Here is an 18,872-nt window from a genome sequence, read left to right as displayed (position 1 = left end):
AAAGGTTTAACCGGCCGGGCCAGCAGTTTCCTATTCAAAGATAGGGGGACCCGAGCCACAGCACCCGTTCGATGAGCCGCACCGGGAACGGTCGTGATCGCAGGCCCTCCAGCGTCACTTCCGTTGCTGAGGAAATGGCCAGATCGATCCTTCGTTCCAGCGCCTCGGCAAAAGGTCGATCGAGAACTTCCAGATCAACCTCGAAATTCAGCCGCAGGGAACGCGGATCGAGATTGGAGGAACCCACATAGGACCAGCATCCGTCGATCACCAGGAGCTTGGAGTGATTGAAGGGCCCGGATGCTCTCCAGATGCGGCAGTAATTCTTGAGCATCTGGTCGAACTGGGCGGTCATCGCCCGATCGACCAAGACAAGATTGTTCGCGGTCGGAACGACGATATCCACCTCGACGCCACGCCTGGCGGCAGTGACGAGCGCCGTGATGAGCTCGCGATCCGGCAGGAAATAGGGAGAGACGATGCGGATCGAGGAGCGCGCCACGGAAAAGGCTCCCATCAGCATCTTATGGTTGGTCTCCACGCTGCGGTCCGGTCCGGAGGAGACGGCTCGAATGGCCACCGGTGATCCCGGTTCCGTGCTGGGCGGCAGGAGCTTCCAGGCTTCGCCTTCCAGCACTTCGTCCGTCGCGAAACGCCAGTCGGCGGCTGCGATCGCGAAAAGATCCCCCGCCACAGGTCCGGTGACGCGGAAATGCGTGTCGAATGCGCATTTGTTACCGCTCATCTCGCTCGAAAAGCCCTCGCGGATATTCATGCCGCCGGTGAAGGCGATGCTCCCGTCGACCACCATGATCTTCCGGTGCGTGCGCAGATTGGCATAGGGAAGCCGCAGCCCCATGATGACATTGCCGTTGAAGACATCCGCGGTGACACCTCCTTCGCGCAGCACTCCCAGGACGCTCGGCACCGAATACCGGGCGCCCACCGCGTCGATCAGCACCCGCACCGTCACGCCGCGTTTGACTGCGGCGACAAGGGCGTCGACGAAGCGGTGACCGATCCTGTCGCGATCGAAGATATAGGTTTCGAGAATGATGCTGCGGCTGGCGGTGTCGATCGCCTTCAGCATCGCGCCGTAGGCCTCGTCGCCGGTATCGAGCAGGGTGATCGTGTTGCCGCTCGTCAGCCGGTGGCGGGTCACCCGGTCTCCGAGCGTCTTCATGGCGCGAAACCGGTGGCCGAACCTCTTGGCCGTCATCTCGCCTGTCACGTCATAGGAGGCAACATGGTCCCTGATATATCCCTGAACATCCGAGCGGCGGTCACCAATGACGTTGCGGCGGATTCGATTGATACCGGCGATGAGATAGAGCAGCGCCCCGATAATCGGCGAAAGCACGATGATGCCGACCCAACCGATCGCGGAACGGACCTCCTCCTTGGTCATCGCGGCATGGATCGCCGCCGCCGTCCCCGCCAGGACCGAAACAGTGAAAAGGATATGCGGCCAGTGGGTTTCTGCGAGTTCCAGCATCACGCGAAGATATAGGCACGCGCACGGCCTGCGCAATCGGAGCCGGAACAAAGCCTGTTCCGGCTCCGCAATGGCTCAGAGAGCTTCGAGCTGTTTCGCGAAAGCGTCGAGCGAGGCTTCGAAAGTATCGAAGATGAAGTCGATTTCCTTTTCCGTGATGATGAGCGGCGGGCAAAGCGCCAGCGAATCCCCGATCGCTCGTGAAATCAGCCCTTTCTCCAGCATCACCGAAAACAGCTTCGGACCGAGCTGCCCGGCGCTGTAGCCTTCGCGCGGCTTGAGCTCCAGCGCTCCGATGAGCCCGACACCGCGCGCCTCAATGGCCAGCGGATGGCCTTCCAGCGCCTTCAGCCTCTTCAGGAAATGCGGGCTCAGCGCCCGGACATTGCCGAGGAGGTCGCGCTCCTCGATGATGGCGATGTTTTCCAGTGCGACCGCCGCCGCGACCGGATGGCCGGCGGCCGTGACGCCGTGGCCGAAGGTACCGATCTTCGCCGACTCGTCCGCCAGCGGCTCATAGACCTTCTCGTTGATGAGAAGCGCCGAGATCGGCTGGTAGGAGGAGGAAATCTGCTTGGAAAGCGTAATGATATCCGGCTGCAGGCTATAGGTGGTCGTGGCGAACATCTCGCCGGTGCGCCCGAAGCCGCAGATCACCTCGTCGGCGATCAGAAGGATGTCGTATTTCTTCAACACTTTCTGGATCGCTTCCCAATAACCGGCTGGCGGCACGATGACACCACCAGCGCCCATCACCGGCTCACCGATAAAGGCGGCGACAGTCTCCGGCCCTTCCTTGAGGATGAGGTCCTCCAGCTCCTGGGCGCAGCGCTGCACGAAGGCTGCTTCCGTCTCTCCCTCCAGCTTGAAGGCGCGATAGTGCGGGCAGGACGTATGCAGGATGCCGGCGATCGGCAGATCGAAGGAACGGTGATTGTTCGGCAGGCCGGTCAGGCTGGCGCTGGCGATGGTGACGCCGTGATAGCCCTTCACGCGCGAAATGATCTTCTTCTTCTCCGGCTTGCCCAGCGCATTCGACCGGTACCAGACGATCTTGACCGCCGTGTCGTTGGCCTCCGACCCCGAATTGGTGAAATAGGCCTTCGACATGGGAACCGGCGCCATCTGGATCAGCTTTTCGGCGAGATCGACAGACGGTCCGTGGGTCCGGCTTGTGAAGGTGTGGTAATAGGGCAGCTTCGCCATCTGGCGCGCGGCGGCTTCTACCAACCGGTTCTCGCCGAAGCCGACCGCCACGCTCCAGAGGCCGGACATGGCTTCCAGATACTTCTTGCCGTTGTTGTCGTAGACATAGACCCCCTCGCCCCGGTCCATCACCAGCGAACCGTCGCGCTCGAGCGCTCTGGCATTGGTGTAGGAGTGAAGCTGATAGGCTTTGTCCCTGGCTTCGATGGAATTCGGCTGAATGGTCACGGCGATCTCCTGTGAGACTTGCTGCGCGTTCGGACATGGGGCGCATATAAATCTCATAGGCGGAAACACGGGCCTTTGACAGCCCGTGCCCATGAATTCGGCTGGCCTTTTGTTCAAAATAATTGACGCAAGGCGCCTGCAGTCATTTCATCATTTCGCCGTCATCGCGGCAATCGGCGGCTCAGCACCTTGCGGGATAGGGCTCGTATATTCCTGCCCCTTCCGGCGCTTCTTGAGGTCCGCCCAGGCAGCTTCCCGGAGCTGCTCGCTTTCGAGTGCCGCCAGACCCGTGGCCGCAAGCGCCTTGGCGGCCGAGATCATGCCCTTGTGGGCGAGCGCGCTCTGGCCTTGGGCAACCACCTGCCAGGTATGGAGTTGCGTGCCGATCGCATGCGTCGCGCCATAGGCCTGCACGGTCGGAACTACCCAGCTCACATCACCGACATCGGTCGAGCCGCCCATCTGGCGGACTTCGTTATGCGGCGGCAGGATGAAATCGGCGAGCGCGATGTCGCGCTGCTCAAGCCGCTCCTGGGCCCAGCTTGCGGCAATGTCCTCCGCGGTCAGCGTGCCTCGGATCTGTTCGGCAAAGCCGAGATCGGCCTCATCGAATTCCGGCGGGCCCAAGCTTTCCCAGATGTCCTGCATCGCGTCCATCAACGGTGTGTTGACCATCAGGTTGGAAACGCCGGAAAGTATGGTGCTCTCGACCTTGGTTTCCGTCATCAGCGCGGCTCCCTCGGCCACCTTCTTGACCCGTTCGATCAGGGAGATGAGACCGGGCAGCTCGGGTGAGCGCACCACATAACGAACCTTGGCATGCGCCTGGACGACATTGGGAGAGATGCCGCCGGTATCGAGGACCGCATAATGGATGCGGCAATCCGACGGCATGTGCTCGCGCATATAGTTGATGCCGACATTCATCAGCTCGACGGCATCGAGGGCGCTGCGCCCGAGCTCGGGAACCGCCGAAGCATGAGCGGCCCGCCCCGTGAAGGTGAAATCGATACGGCAATTGGCGAGCGAGGTTTCGCGCTGGACGCCGGCGAAATTGCTCGGATGCCAGCTGATGGCGATATCGACGTCCTCGAATGCTCCAGCCCGCACCATGAACGCCTTTGCCGCACCCCCCTCTTCGGCGGGGCAGCCGTAATAGCGTACGCGGCCGGGCGTGCCGGTCTTTTTCAGCCAGTCCTTCAGTGCAGTCGCGGCAAGAAGCGAAGCTGCTCCGAGAAGATTGTGCCCGCAACCATGGCCGTTCGCGCCCTGCGTAACGGGATCGACATGGGCAACGCCCGCTTTCTGGCTCAGCCCCGCAAGCGCGTCGTATTCGCCGAGGAAGGCTATGACGGGACCGCCCTCGCCGGCTTCACCGATCAGAGCGGTTGGAATGCCGGCCACGTTTTCGGTGATCCGGAAGCCCTGCGCCTCCAGCATCTCGCGATGGGCGGCGGCCGAAAGCGTCTCCATGTAACAGGTCTCCGGCGTCTCCCACACCCGGTCGCTGAGTTCGGTGAAGACCTCCTTCTTCTTGTCAATGAGGTCCCAGATGAGCGGGCGATTGGAGCTGCCTGTCGTCATGAAATATCTGCCTTGGCTAACTTGGTCTGCGGTGGGAAGGGCGGACCGTACCCCATTCTTTTCGCCTCGGGAATGCGGCCAACCCCGAAAATTAAGGATTCGGCAGCCTTGACGGCACGCAGAAAGCGCAAGTGGGCGCGCCCTCTGCAATTGTCACGCGGTGGTGTCTCGACAAGTCAATCATAATCGCTATGCTCCGCCGCATGGTCCGACGGTGACTTCGCAGAACAATAAAAAACGGCAAAAACGTTTGGGTGAGCTGCAGAAACTGGGAAAAAATTTCCACAATACATCTCGGGCGTAAAAATTTGGGGGTAGCCCCGAATTCAAAACGATGAGAAGAGGTTGCGGAATTCGCGACGAACTTCTCGAGAAGGAAAGCAGTAGTCGGCCGGTCGGTACAGCATTGGCCGGCCAGGAGGTGAAGAAAAGAACAATACCACTTGAGGCGCCAGGGAGCGCGCCACTTGAAAAAACGAAATCAACCTGACCGGCTTTTGCCGGCAAAGGTATTGGGAGACTAGTCATGAAAGTCAAACTCGCACTTGCCGCAGCGCTTCTGTCGGCAACGTTCTTCGCAAGCGCAGCCAGCGCGAAAACCTTCGTCTATTGCTCCGAAGGTTCTCCGGAAGGCTTCGATCCGGGCCTTTACACCGCCGGCACTACTTTCGACGCTTCGGGTCATCCGATCTACAGCCGCCTGCTGGAGTTCGAACCCGGCACGACCAAGCCGGTCGCCGGCCTCGCCGAAAGCTGGGAAATCTCGGAAGACGGCACCGTCTACACCTTCAAGCTGCGTTCGGGCGTGAAGTTCCAGACGACGGACTTCTTCACCCCCACCCGTGAGCTGAATGCCGATGACATCGTGTTCTCGATCGGCCGTCAGATCAAGACCGACGATCCGTGGCATCAGTACGTCCCCGGCACCTCGTGGGAATATGCCGCCGGCATGGGCTTCCCGGATCTGATCAAGTCGATCGAAAAGGTCGACGACCTGACGGTCAAGTTCACGCTGAACCGCCCGGAAGCGCCCTTCCTCGCCAACCTCGCCATGCCCTTCGCTTCGATCATGTCGAAGGAATATGCCGACAGCCTCGACACCGCCGGCAAGAAGGAACAGCTGAACCAGATGCCGGTCGGCACCGGCCCGTTCACCTTCGTCGGCTATCAGCAGGATGCGGTGATCCGTTATAAGAAGAACGCGGACTACTGGGGCCCGGCTCCGAAGATCGACGATCTCGTGTTCGCCATCACAACGGATGCTTCCGTTCGCTACCAGAAGCTGAAGGCTGGCGAATGCCACCTGATGCCCTATCCGAACGCCGCCGACGTGAAATCCATGAAGGACGATCCGAACCTTACGGTTCTTGAGCAGGAAGGCCTGAACGTCGCCTACATGGCCTACAACACCACCCAGGCTCCGTTCGACAAGGTGGAGGTCCGCAAGGCGCTCAACAAGGCCATCAACAAGCAGGCGATCGTCGACGCGGTCTTCCAGGGCATGGCAACGCCGGCCAAGAACCCGATCCCGCCGACCATGTGGTCCTACAACAACGCCATCGAGGACGATGCCTACGACCTCGATGCCGCCAAGAAGATGCTCGAAGAAGCAGGCGTCAAGGACCTTTCCATGAAGGTCTGGGCCATGCCGGTATCGCGTCCCTACATGCTGAATGCCCGCCGTGCGGCGGAAATCATCCAGGATGACTTCGCAAAGATCGGCGTGAAGGTCGAAATCGTCTCCTACGAATGGGCTGAATATCTCGAGCGCTCCAAGGACAAGAACCGCGACGGCGCTGCCATCCTCGGCTGGACCGGCGATAACGGCGACCCGGACAACTTCCTCGATACGCTGCTCGGCTGCGACGCAGTTGGCGGCAACAACCGCGCTCAGTGGTGCAACGAGGAGTTCAACTCCCTCGTGAAGAAGGCAAAGACGACTGCGGACCAGGAAGAGCGTACTCAGCTCTATGAGGAAGCACAGGTCGTCTTCAAGCGCGAAGCTCCCTGGGCAACGCTCGACCACTCCCTGTCCATCGTTCCGATGCGCAAGGGCGTGACCGGCTTCACCCAGAGCCCGCTTGGCGATTTCACCTTCGAAGCGGTCGATATTTCCGAATAATAGCCGTTTCTTAGCATTTTTTGCCGCGGGGCGCGTTGCGTTTCCCGCGGCAATTGCTTTATGAGACCCGGAAAAATGTGGCGGAGACGCCTCAATTGCCGCGTTCATGGCTTGACAAAACCATGAATCGGTCAAGAACCAAAAACCATCGAAGGTTTCGAATGTTTGGCTTTCTCCTGCGGCGGCTCGCCGTATTGATCCCGACCTTTCTTGGGGTCTCCATCATCGCTTTTTCCTTTATCCGACTTCTGCCGGGCGATCCCGTCGCCCTCCTTTCCGGCGAGCGTGTGATGTCGCCGGAACGCCATGCCCAGATCAGCGCGCAGCTCGGCCTCGATCGCCCACTGGTCGTGCAATATTTCGACTATCTCGGCGGTGTGGTGACCGGTGACTTCGGGTCTTCCATCGTTTCCAAGCAGCCGATCCTGGACCAGTTCCTGGCTCTATTCCCGGCAACGGTCGAGCTTTCCTTCTGTGCTATCATCATTGCCATCGCGCTCGGCATTCCGGCCGGCGTGATCGCGGCGATCAAGCGCGGCTCCTTCTTCGACCAGTCGCTGATGGGCATCGCACTCGTCGGTTATTCCATGCCGATCTTCTGGTGGGGTCTGCTTCTTATCATCCTCTTCTCCGGCATCCTGCAATGGACGCCCGTCTCCGGCCGCATCTCTCTGATGTTCTTCTTCCCGCCGGTCACTGGCTTCATGCTGATCGACTCGCTGCTCTCCGGCCAGAAGGGCGCCTTTGTTTCGGCGCTTAGCCACCTCGCGCTGCCCTCGATCGTGCTCGCGACCATTCCGCTCGCCGTCATCGCCCGACAGACGCGCTCGGCCATGCTGGAAGTGCTGTCGGAAGACTATGTCCGCACCGCGCGCGCCAAGGGCCTGTCGCCTTTCCGTGTGGTCGGCATACATGCGTTGCGCAACGCCATGATCCCGGTCGTGACGACCATCGGCCTGCAGATCGGCGTCATGCTCGCCGGCGCGATCCTTACGGAGACGATTTTTTCCTGGCCGGGCATCGGCAAATGGATGGTCGATAGCGTCTTCCGGCGCGATTATCCGGTCATCCAGGGCGGTCTGCTGCTGATCGCCGGCATCATCATGTTGGTCAATCTCGTGGTCGATCTGCTTTACGGCCTGATCAACCCGCGTATCCGCCACTAGAAGGAAAGAAACCCCATGGCCGATACAGTCATCGACAAGGCACCCGAGGCGGCCTCGACCGCCCAGCTTCGCCGCCAGATGCTCAAGGAGTTCTGGTTCTACTTCTCCGAAAACCGCGGCGCCGTGATCGGCCTGTTCGTTTTCCTCGCGCTCGTCATCGTTGCCGTCCTGGCACCGGTGATCGCTCCGCACTCGCCGTTCGAACAATACCGTGACGCAGTTCTGATACCGCCGGTCTGGACCGACGGCGGCCGTGCGAGCTTCCTGCTCGGCACCGATCCGGTCGGCCGCGACATTCTCTCGCGCCTGATCTATGGAGCGCAGTATTCGCTGTTCATCGGGGTTTTCGTAACGACGCTTTCCCTCACCGGAGGCATCCTGGTCGGCCTCATCGCCGGCTATTACCGCGGATGGGTCGATACCGTCATCATGCGTCTGATGGACATCATCCTGGCCTTCCCGTCGCTGCTGCTCGCACTTGTGCTTGTCGCGATTCTCGGGCCTAGCCTGACCAACGGCATGATCGCCATTGCGCTTACCTTGCAGCCGCATTTCGTGCGCCTCACCCGCGCCGCGGTGATGTCGGAAAAGACCCGCGACTACGTGACGGCTGCGCGTCTCGCCGGCGCCGGTCCGCTGCGGCTGATGTTCCGCACCATTCTGCCGAACTGCACTGCACCGCTGATCGTCCAGGCGACGCTTTCCTTTTCGAACGCCATCCTCGATGCAGCCGCCCTCGGCTTCCTTGGAATGGGTGCCCAGCCGCCCGCACCGGAATGGGGCACGATGCTCGCCGAAGCTCGCGAGTTCATCCTGCGCGCGTGGTGGGTGGTCACTTTCCCCGGCCTCGCAATCCTCATCACCGTTCTCGCCATCAACCTGATGGGCGACGGGCTGCGCGATGCGCTCGACCCGAAACTGAAGAGGTCCTGACATGGCGCTTCTGCAAATCGACAATCTGACCGTCGAATTCGAAACCGCAAACGGCTGGTTCAGGGCCGTTGATGGCGTATCCATATCCGTCGACAAGGGCGAAGTGCTGGCGATCGTCGGCGAGTCCGGCTCCGGCAAGTCCGTCGCCATGCTGGCTGTCATGGGCCTGCTTCCCTGGACGGCGAAAATCACCGCCGACCGAATGCTCTTCGAAGGTCGCGACATCCAGAACATCGATCCGGCCGAACGGCGCAAGCTGATCGGCAAGGATATCGCGATGATCTTCCAGGAGCCGATCGCCAGTCTCAATCCGTGCTTCACGGTGGGTTTCCAGATCGAGGAGGTGCTGCGCATTCATCTTGGCCTCGGAAAGAAGGAGCGCCGCGCCCGCGCGATCGAACTCTTCAAGCTGGTCGGTCTGCCGAACCCGGAGGAGCGCCTGAGCCACTTCCCGCATCAGATGTCGGGCGGACAATGCCAGCGCGTAATGATCGCAATCGCGATCGCCTGCAATCCGAAGCTTCTGATCGCCGACGAGCCGACCACCGCGCTCGACGTGACAATCCAGAAGCAGATCCTCGATCTCCTGATATCGCTTCAGGCCAAAACCGGCATGGGCCTCATCATGATCACCCATGATATGGGCGTCGTGGCCGAGACCGCCGATCGGGTGGTCGTGCAGTACAAGGGCCGCAAGATGGAGGAAGCGGACGTGCTTTCTCTCTTCGAGAACCCGAAGAGCAACTATACCAAGGCGCTGCTCGCTGCCTTGCCGGAGAACGCGACAGGCGATCGGCTCACCACCGTATCCGCCTTCTTCGACGGCACGCCCGAGCCCGCGGAGGCACGCTGATGACCGATACCTTGACCAAGAATACCATGCTCGAAGTGCGCAATATCAAGCGCGACTACGAGCTGCCCGGCGGCCTTTTCAAGCCAAAGAAGACCATTCATGCGGTGAAGGGCGTCTCCTTCTCGCTGGAGCGTGGCAAGACATTGGCAATCGTCGGTGAATCCGGTTGCGGCAAGTCCACCCTCGCCCGCATGCTGACCTTCATCGACGAGCCGACCTCCGGCGAACTCTATATCGACGGGGACAAGATCGATACGCGGCCAGGCCACCTCACGTCCGAGATGCGCCAGAAGGTGCAGATCGTTTTCCAGAACCCCTACGGCTCGCTCAACCCGCGCCAGAAGATTGGTGATGTTCTCGGAGAGCCGCTGGCGATCAACACGAAAATGAGCGCTGCCGAGCGGCGTGACCGGGCAACCGAAATGCTGGTGAAGGTCGGCCTCGGGCCAGAGCACTACAACCGTTATCCGCACATGTTCTCGGGTGGCCAGCGCCAGCGCATCGCAATCGCTCGCGCGCTGATGCTGAACCCCAAGCTGCTCGTGCTCGACGAACCTGTTTCCGCACTCGACCTTTCGGTGCAGGCGCAGGTGCTGAACCTGCTCGCCGACCTGCAGGACGAATTCGGCCTCACCTATGTCTTCATCAGCCACGACTTGTCCGTCGTGCGCTACATCGCTGACGAGGTGATGGTGATGTATTTCGGCGAGGCGGTGGAATACGGCACCCGGGACGAGGTCTTCTCCGATCCGAAGCACGAGTATACGCGCACCTTGTTCAAGGCGACGCCACGCGCCGACGTCGAGTCGATCCGCGAGCGTATTGCAAAGAAGAAGACCGCCAGCGCGGCTTGATCGCTATTCCACGAAAATCCTGACGCTGACGGCACGGCCGGCAGCGTCGATCACCGTCAGTGTCGAATATCCCGCCCCATCCGGCATCCATTCGCTGGTGCGACGGCGGGAAATCTCCGCAAGCGGCCTGCCATTGGCAAGCCACCGGAAGGGTGCGCGGCCGCCCTGCAATTTGAGCGCCAGCGGCGAAATCTCTCCCGAACGAGCACCGAGATCGATTCTTGCCCCTTCCGGGGGATAGACGATCTGCGGCGCCCGCTCGCGCGTCGAGGCGGAAATCAGACCGCTCGATGTCGTTGAGAAGCGCCGCTGACTGATCGGTAGTTCCGACTGCGCGATCCGCATTGCGCCTGCGGGGGCGGTCGGCAGCGGTGTAATCGGAACACCTGACTTCGAGAAGGCTTCGAAGAGGATGGGCGCCGCCGTCTGGTAGCCGGCTATCCCCGGAACCGCACCATTGTCCGGCCGCCCAACCCAGACACCCAGCACATAGCGCCCGTCGAACCCCACGGACCAGGCATCGCGATAACCGTAACTCGTGCCGGTTTTGTAGGCGATGCCGAGCCTGCGGCTGCCCTGGGGCGGCAGAACATCGGAAAGGATGTCGGCGACATGCCACGCCGCCTGGGGTTCGAGTAACGGTTCGCCATCTATTATGCCAGGCTGATCCTCGATGCCGTTGCCGAGCCGCACCGGCTGGCCGCGATTGGCGAGCGCCGCATAGGCCTGCACCAAATCCTTCAATGTGATGCCGACGCCGCCGAGCCCGATCGCCAGTCCAGGCGCCTCGTTGGGCGGCAGGACCGGCCGCACCTCCGCTCTACGGAACCGCACCATCAGGCGCGAGGGGCCAACGCCATCGAGCAGTCGCACTGCCGGCACGTTGAGCGACAATTGCAGTGCCTGCCGGACACTAACATCGCCCTGATAGCTCATATCGAAATTCTTAGGTCGATAACCGAAGAAATCCGCCGGTCGATCCTCGATAATCGTCTCCTGGCTCACCAGCCCCTGCTCGAAGGCGAGGCCGTAGATGAAGGGTTTCAACGTCGAGCCCGGCGAACGATTGACCCGCGTCATGTCGATCCAACCGGAACGGCTCGCATCGAAATAATCGGCTGACCCCACCTCGCCGACGACCTCGCCCGTCGTGATATCTGCCATCACCATGGCAACGGAAACCCGCGGACTGAGCTTGGCGGCTGTCTCACGCGCGACATGCTCCAATCCCTGCTGAATGCTGCGTCTCAATGTCGTGCGGTGTCGGTCTGACCTCGGTTCCCTGCGGATCGCAGCTTCGGCCAAATGTGCTGCATAGGCCGGCAGCTGAAGACGCCGGGTGGGAATAGCATCGCCTGCGGCACGATCCGCCTCGCCATCTCCCAATACGTCCTCGACAGCCGCTCTCATCAGCACGCGTTCGCGGGCAATCTTCGCCGTTCCGAAATGCCGGTCCGGCCTTCGCCCCTCCGGCGACTGCGGCAGGGCAACAAGCAATGCCGCCTCCGCCACTGTCAGCCGACGGGGTTCCTTGCCGAAATAGGCGAGACTCGCTGCCCGCACCCCTTCCAGATTGCCGCCATAGGGGGCATGGGTGAGGTAGAGTTCGAGTATTTGCTCCTTGCTCAGCCTTCGCTCGATCTGGACAGCGCGCACGAACTGCAGGAGCTTGGCGGAAAGCGAACGGGTTTCGCGTGGCTCGATCAGCCGGGCCACTTGCATGGAAAGCGTCGAGGCGCCGGAAACCACGCGGCCGTTGGTGACGAATTGCAAGGCTGCGCGCCCAACCGCCAGCGGATCGACGCCCGAATGATCGAAAAAGCGCTGATCCTCATAGGCCACCAGCATCTTGAGGAAGCGAGGATCGACATCCGCGACCGAGGTCTTCAGCCGCCAGCGGCCTTCTGACGTTGCGAAGGCGCGCAACAGCTGACCGTCCGCATCCAGTACCTCAGCGGAAACCACACCCGCCTTGTCGAGCGGCGGCGAAAAAGCCTTGTCGGTGGCATCGAGACCGAAGGCAATCCCCGCCAACCCGGCAAGGCCGGCCCCGCAACCGATCAGGATTTTTTGCTGGAGCTTCATTTTTCCAGACCTTACTGCGCCGCCGATACCTCCATGCGGCCCGTCGCGGTGCGAGCAGAGAATTGCGGGCGGTACATGTCTTCCACATTCGCTGCCGGATGATCATAGACACCTGGCGTTACAGCGCGGACGACATAGGCCAGCATTATCTCGCGATTGTCGCCGGCATTGCGGTTGAAGGCCGCCACAAACCGATCGTTGCGAAATTCCGTATGCGCCGCTTCCACTTCTCCGACCCAGTCGAAATTGGCAAGCTGGGCACTGCTCACCAGGCTCGGATTGTCGATCTGGAAACCGGCCGGAAGCAGATCCTGCACGAGAACGCGCGAAGGCCAGTCATTGGTTTCGATAATTGTCAGCACCACGACGTAACGCTCGTTCTGCTTCGCTTCGGTGACATTCGCAACCTCGCCATCCATCGTGTAATAGGTGCGCTCGATGGTGAAGCCGTCGCCGCCCGCCGGCAGCGGCTCGGCAGGGGCCGCGACGGTCGTAACCGCCGCTTGCAGTGGGTCGCCGCTGTCGTTGCGGACGGTCAGCGGATGATCGAGGAGCGCATCCCCGGACATCTGCGACATCAGCGTGCCACGATGCTCGGCGCCGTTGACGTCCAGCCGCAGGTTTTCATCGCCATTCTGCAGCGCACGAGCTGCGAGCAGCATCCAGGTTTGCTCCTGCGTGCTGGTATAGCTCTTCTCCCGCCACTCCTTGGCGACGATATCGGCAAGAGGAGCGACGATCGGCGGCACCGGCCGGCTTTCGGCGGCCAGAGCCAGAACCGCAGCCCCGTCACGCAATGACGAACCATAGTCGGAACGGGCAAGGCTCACCTTGTGAACCTGCGCCTGCTCCGACATCTGCAGCGAATCCGCGAAAATATTTCGGGCGCGCTGCTGATCGCCATAGAGCGACAGCGCGGCGGCGATATGCGCTTTGGCTAGAGGGGTCGGGAAGTCGCCGAGCGACGCATCCGCATAATAGCGCAGGTCGCTGATCGCAGCCTTGCGGTTGCGCGCAAGCACATAAAGCGCATAGGCGATCTCGTTGCCCTGGTCGCGCACATTGTTGGTATAGCCGAGTGTGTTCTGCAGGTTTTCCAGCGCTTGTACCAGCGCCTGCTCGGGCACTTCGTAGCCCTGCTCGCGGGCCCGGGTGAGGAAATCGGTCACGTAGGCATCGAGCCAGAGATCGCCACTGCCCGGACCCCAGAGGCCGAAACTGCCGGCCGACGACTGGTAGGAAAGCACGCGATGAATGGCATCCTGAACCCGCTTCTTCACCTCGGCATCGTCGGCAAGGCCATTCTGCGTTGCCATTTCGCTGAGATAGAGCAGAGGCAACGCTTGGCTGGTCGTCTGCTCGGCGCAGCCATAGGGATAACGGCTGAGGCTCATCAGCAATGCCGGGATATCGAAGGCGCTGGAGCGGCTGACATTCACCGCGACGAAGGCTCCGGGCAGGATGCTGTCCGCCAGGAGATCGCCGTTCACCGTCAGGCTGTTGCCGGGCGCTAGCGAAATGAGACGCCGCGTCGTAACCGGCAGCGCTCCTGGACGGACGGGAATATCCAGCGCCTGATCCAGCGAGAGGCCGGAAGCATTCGAAAGCCGGATGAAGACTGCGCCGTCGCCCGGTTCTACACCGGTCATAGGCATGGTGAGATCGAGCTTGCCGCCCGCCTGAAGGCTGATGGTTTGCTCTGCCCCCTGCTCGACAGCGATCGCATCGTTCGTGGCGATTTCCAGCTTGTAGTCGCCGGCCGGCGCATCGGTATTGGCAATGTCGAGCCGCAGGTTCGCCTTGTCGCCGGGCGCAAGGAAGCGCGGTAGGCTGGCGGTAATCACCACCGGATCCCGGATGACCACATCCTTCACCGCATGGCCGACACCGCTTTTCGACCATGCGACAGCCATCACGCGGGCCGTGCCGTTGAACTGCGGAATATCGAAGGAGACGTTTGCCCTGCCCTCACCATCGAGTTTCACCGGGCCTGAGAAAAACGCGAGCAGTTTCTCCTTGGGCGGGCTGCCCTGCATCGCCATGCTGCCGCCGTCGCCGCCGGTCCGCAACCGGCCGGTCGCACCAAGCGAACCGTCGATGAGCCGCCCATAGAGGTCGCGGATTTCGAGCCCCAACCGCCGCTGGCCGAAATACCAATCGTCCGGCGCAGGAGGCTCGTAGCGGGTGAGGTTCAGGATGCCGACATCGACGGCAGCGACCGTCACATAGGCATCCTCATTGGCGCCTGCACCCGCCACCTGAACCGCAATATCGAGCGGTTTGCGCGGCAGGGTCTGCTCCGGGGCATCCAACGAAACCTGGAGATCGCGATCGGCAGGATCGACCTTTAGCCAGGTAATACCGATGGATCGCATCGGCATGCGGCTTTCTTGTGCCTCGCCGGGACGGAAGAGCGTAGCGGTAATATAAGAGCCAGCACCCCATTCCGCAGTCACGGGAAGCTCGATTTCTCCGCCTTCCGCGCCGATGCTGACGGTATTTGCCGAAATCAGCTCTTCGGCGCCCGCGATCACCATCAGTTCCCCTGCATAGCGCGAGGAAACCTTGAGCTTGGCCGTTTCCCCGACCGCATAGCTCTGCTTGTCGAGCGCGATTTCCAGCGCATCCGGCGTCTCCGTGGAAGTCGCGGTCACGAACCAGCCGGCATCGAACTCGACGCTGGAAGCCGGCCCGCCCGCATCGGCGGTTTCCACTTCCAGGCGGTAGCGGCCCCAATTGACGGGAACCGAAATTTCGCCTCCATCCGTCGTGACGTCCAGCGTGCCATTAGAAACCTGGCTCGTACGGGTGACCGGCTCGTAGCGCCACGAATTGCCGTCGCGATACCACTGATAGTCCCGGTCAACCTTGATGAGCTTCCAGGAAAGGCCCTGCATGGCCTGTTTCTGGCCGGCGGAATCCACGGCAATGACGTGAAATTTGCCGACGGAGTTCTCGGCCAGATCACCCGAGAACTCCGGCTTGATGCCGATCCGTGCATCCTCGGCTTTCACCGGCAAGGTCAGCGTGCGCTCGACCGCTCGGCCACCCGCCTCCTGCATGCGCACAACGATGTCGGCGGTGACGAGCTGCGTCGTTGACGGCGCTTCGGTGACGGAGGCATCGAAGCTTGCCTTCCCCTGATCGTCAAGGACGGGGAGAGCATCGAGGGGAATGCGCACCGCCTCGTTGGCCTCCTCGTCCGCCAGACCGAACTGGTAGCCGGGGAAGGAAGCATTCTGCCTGGTTGCCTTCAACACCACTTCGCCTTCGAGATCGAGCCCGGCAGCAGGCGCGCCATAGAGATATCGCCCGTCGATTTCGACAGGCACGGGAGCACCGACCTCTATCTCCTTGGCTTGGCTGGTTATGTCGAACTCGATGCGATCCGGGACGAAGTCATCCACCAGGAAAGGCTTCTCGCCGATCGGCGAACCCTTGGGGTCGGTGAAGACCTGCATCGTCCACGTGCCGCGCATCGCCGTCCGCTGCAGGGGCAGGTCGAGCGCGTAACCGCCAAGGGCACCGGTACTGACCATCCGGCGGTCTTCGACCCCATCCGGCCGCAGGAAGACGAAGGTCAAGGGCAGGTTTTCAATTGCTGCGGCATCGACATTGCGAGCAAGCGCGGAGGCATGAACCGTCTCGCCAGGCCGATAGATGCCGCGCTCGGTCCACGCAAGAAGATCGATCGCACCGGGCGCCGGGCGGCCGGTAACGCCACGGTCGGATAAGTCGAAGCCAGCGCGGGTCATGTCAAGGAAGACATAATCCTCGGCGCCGTTCCTGGCGGTCATCATGGCAGGCGCCGTGCCGGACGTGCCGCGCGTCAATCCCGCGGTGAAGGTGGCACGGCCGGCGGCATCGGTCGTCGCGGTGCCGAGTATCTCGTTATTACGGGCAAGGAGCTGCAGTTCCACACCGGCAAGCGGCTTGGCCGAGCCGAGCGACCGGGCAAAGACGTTGAGGCCGTCCGTGCCTGCATATGTGGAGAGCCCGATGTCAGAGACCACGAACCACTGCGTCGCCTTACTGCTCCACTCCTGTGAAACGGCATTGGAGGCGGCAGCCGTCAAAACATAGACGCCGGGCTTGCGGGCGGGGAGCGCCTCGTCGACAGGAAAGCTCGTCGTCACATCCTTGTTGAGATCCTGCGCAAGATCGATCGTACCCTGCCAGACCAGTTCGCCGCTTTCCGTCTCGATCCGCGACGCGCCGTAGCCATCCATCTGGGTGAGGAACTGCGAATTGGTGAGCAGCGAGACGATGTTGCGGTCACCGATGCGGTAGAGCTTCAGATCCGCGCTTTCGGTATTGACCGAAACGATGGGAATGCCGCGCCGCACCGTGGATGGCAGAACAAAAGCATCGCCCGTAAACCGCACCGTCGGCGAGCGATCCTTCACATAAAGATCGAGATCGACTTGCGCCTCCAACGGCTCATCGACCGATGACGGCAGGCCACGCCGGAACGAAAGCTTGAGGCGCTGGCCATGCGTCAATCCTTCGACGCAGATCTGATTGTCCTTGGCCTCCATTGCTTTGGGCGCCTGACCGTCGACCACGACGAAGGGCGCATAGTCGGTGTTCTTCACCAGAGCTTCGGAAAACTGCACGCAGGCGCGCGGATTGGCGCTATCGGCATCGATCGTATTGCCGACGATCCGAAAGCCCTGCCGCTCGCGCAGATCGTTATAGGCGGCCTGAACGGTACGGGCGTTCACAAGCGCAAGGCTCTGCTTGTAGGCGGTCAGCGCGGAGCGGTAATTCTCCTGTTTCGCCAGCCCTGCCGCCAGAACCGCAAGCGCATCGGCGCGGCTCTGTGAGGTGCGGGTAAGCTGATAGCCGTTGACGGCGGCAAGAACGCCCCGCGCCGTCGCGTCGCTATTGCCGTCGGCCGTGCCGGCCGCGCGCGCCATCTCTATCCAGAGGTCGCCATTTTCCGACTGGATCGAAAGTGCGCCCTGGAAATTGTAGAGCGCTGTGTCGACATTGCCGGAAAGAAGCTCGTTTTGCGCGATCGTGCGCAATTCTTCCGCACCGTAACCTTTCTGGTTGTCTCCGAGCGACAGGCCTTGCTTCTGCTCGCGCGCCTGCTGGAGCAAATCCTCGGAAAGGAAAGAGAGTTTGGGCGCAGCGCCGATATCCGGCTCTGCAGCCACCTCCACGATCTTGCCGGCAACGGCGCCGGGGAAGGTGTTGAGCTGGTTGAAATCGGACTTGAGGAAGCACCACTGCGCCTTGACGTTGTAGGTGAAGGCCTTGCAGGCATTGTCGCCGATACAAACGGCTTCACACTCAGCCTGGCTGACATTCTGCACCGTACGCAAATCGAAGCCGAAATAATCGCCATTGGGTGTGGTTTCGATCCGCCGCTCTGCGGCGATCACAGGCGGCATAAGGCCAAAAACGGAAAGAACGAGAGCGGAAAAGCCGATAAACGCGCGCTTAGACATGATGTCCTCCCCGTCGCTGGCGTTCTATCCTCTCACTTTTCTAATTTACCTCCGCAATGTCAACGCGCCGCGTCGATTGCAGCCCGGGATTTTCATGAAGGTTTTACTGCAAGGGGCGGTTGCTCGAATTCGGTCAATTCATCAGACCGGCAGCGGTGAATCCGCCGTCAACCGAAAGAACCTGCCCCGTAACGTAGGAGGACTGCCGCCCGTCGATCAGGAAGGCGATCGCGGATGCAATCTCCTCCGGCCGCCCGTAACGACGCATCGGCACGGTACGTTGCCACTCTTCCCGGGTCGCTGCGGTATGGTTTTCCCTCACCATCGGCGTTTCGATCGGCCCCGGCGCGATGGCATTGACGCGGATCAGGTCGTCGGCAAGCTCCACCGCCATGATCTTGGTCAGCGTTATCAAAGCGCCCTTGGAAGCACCATAGGCCGAGCGGCCGAGATTGCCCTTGATGCCGGAGACGGAGGCGATATGCACGATCGAACCGCCACCGTTCTCCTTGAGGAGCGGCGCCAAGGCCTGTGAAAGAGCAAAGGCGCCCACGACATTGACCTCGTAAATGCGCCGAAGCTGTTCGGCGGTCGTATCGAAAAAACGGGTGTTAGCGGCAATCCCAGCACTGTTGACCAGAGCCATGAGCGGCCGCGCAAGCTCTCGGCACTGGCCGGCGAGGCGGGAAATCGCCGCCTCGTCGGTGATATCGATTGCCACCGGCGTGACCATGGCGGCCTTGTTGTCGAGTCGGTCCATCAGGCGGTCGATGGCGGAGGCATCGCGATCGACCGCGACCACATGCCAGCCCGCCTCGACCAGCAGCTCCGCGGTCGAAAACCCGATCCCCGACCCGGCACCTGTGACGACGACGCTCCCCCGATCCATG

General features: G+C 61.5%; 11 protein-coding genes. 5 read left to right on the top strand and 6 right to left on the bottom strand.

From position 1 onward, the window contains the following. Positions 1 to 34: 34 nt before the first annotated feature. The 3 genes from cls to ACE04I_RS00545 all read right to left on the bottom strand — a co-directional run bounded on the left by cls (position 35) and on the right by ACE04I_RS00545 (position 4,513). On the bottom strand, positions 35 to 1,495 hold the full coding sequence (cls, locus tag ACE04I_RS00555; RefSeq protein ID WP_046796183.1) for a cardiolipin synthase: 1,461 nt from the start codon (positions 1,493 to 1,495) through the stop codon (positions 35 to 37). Between the two features lie 75 nt (positions 1,496 to 1,570). Then, on the bottom strand, positions 1,571 to 2,929 hold the full coding sequence (locus ACE04I_RS00550; protein ID WP_487206329.1) for an aspartate aminotransferase family protein: 1,359 nt from the start codon (positions 2,927 to 2,929) through the stop codon (positions 1,571 to 1,573). A 150-nt stretch (positions 2,930 to 3,079) separates the two neighbouring features. Further along, positions 3,080 to 4,513: an amidohydrolase gene (locus ACE04I_RS00545; protein ID WP_487206328.1), complete on the bottom strand. Its 1,434-nt coding sequence runs from the start codon at positions 4,511 to 4,513 to the stop codon at positions 3,080 to 3,082. A gap of 526 nt (positions 4,514 to 5,039) precedes the next feature. Between ACE04I_RS00545 and ACE04I_RS00540 the strand changes: the two genes are divergently transcribed. The 5 genes from ACE04I_RS00540 (at position 5,040) to ACE04I_RS00520 (ending at position 10,441) form a co-directional block, all read left to right on the top strand. Next, a complete protein-coding gene (locus ACE04I_RS00540) occupies positions 5,040 to 6,635 on the top strand; it encodes an ABC transporter substrate-binding protein (protein ID WP_487206327.1) in 1,596 nt (531 codons plus the stop codon). Positions 6,636 to 6,796: 161 nt separating this feature from the next. Then, positions 6,797 to 7,801: an ABC transporter permease subunit gene (locus ACE04I_RS00535; RefSeq protein ID WP_487206326.1), complete on the top strand. Its 1,005-nt coding sequence runs from the start codon at positions 6,797 to 6,799 to the stop codon at positions 7,799 to 7,801. A 15-nt stretch (positions 7,802 to 7,816) separates the two neighbouring features. Further along, positions 7,817 to 8,734: an ABC transporter permease subunit gene (locus ACE04I_RS00530; RefSeq protein WP_046796178.1), complete on the top strand. Its 918-nt coding sequence runs from the start codon at positions 7,817 to 7,819 to the stop codon at positions 8,732 to 8,734. Between the two features lies 1 nt (position 8,735). Continuing rightward, complete coding sequence (locus tag ACE04I_RS00525) at positions 8,736 to 9,587, top strand: ABC transporter ATP-binding protein (RefSeq protein ID WP_487206325.1); 852 nt, start codon at positions 8,736 to 8,738, stop codon at positions 9,585 to 9,587. Next, positions 9,587 to 10,441, top strand: coding sequence for a dipeptide ABC transporter ATP-binding protein (locus ACE04I_RS00520; RefSeq protein ID WP_487206324.1), 855 nt, complete (start codon positions 9,587 to 9,589; stop codon positions 10,439 to 10,441). Before ACE04I_RS00525 ends, ACE04I_RS00520 begins: the two co-directional genes overlap by 1 nt. A 3-nt stretch (positions 10,442 to 10,444) precedes the next feature. Here ACE04I_RS00520 and pbpC read toward each other — a convergent pair whose 3' ends face one another. From pbpC to ACE04I_RS00505, 3 genes are all read right to left on the bottom strand, one after another. After that, positions 10,445 to 12,526 carry a penicillin-binding protein 1C gene (gene pbpC / locus ACE04I_RS00515; protein ID WP_487206323.1) on the bottom strand — a complete coding sequence of 694 codons (2,082 nt, stop codon included), beginning with the start codon at positions 12,524 to 12,526 and terminating at the stop codon, positions 10,445 to 10,447. An 11-nt stretch (positions 12,527 to 12,537) separates the two neighbouring features. Next, on the bottom strand, positions 12,538 to 17,982 hold the full coding sequence (locus tag ACE04I_RS00510; RefSeq protein ID WP_487206322.1) for an alpha-2-macroglobulin family protein: 5,445 nt from the start codon (positions 17,980 to 17,982) through the stop codon (positions 12,538 to 12,540). A 133-nt stretch (positions 17,983 to 18,115) separates the two neighbouring features. Then, positions 18,116 to 18,871 (bottom strand): SDR family NAD(P)-dependent oxidoreductase, encoded by a 756-nt coding sequence (locus ACE04I_RS00505; RefSeq protein ID WP_487206321.1) that lies wholly within the window; start codon positions 18,869 to 18,871, stop codon positions 18,116 to 18,118. Position 18,872: the final 1 nt, after the last annotated feature.

Source organism: Rhizobium moroccans, assembly GCF_057559155.1.
The sequence above is the reverse complement of the archived record's forward strand: the minus strand, read 5'-3'. Positions and strand labels throughout refer to the sequence as shown.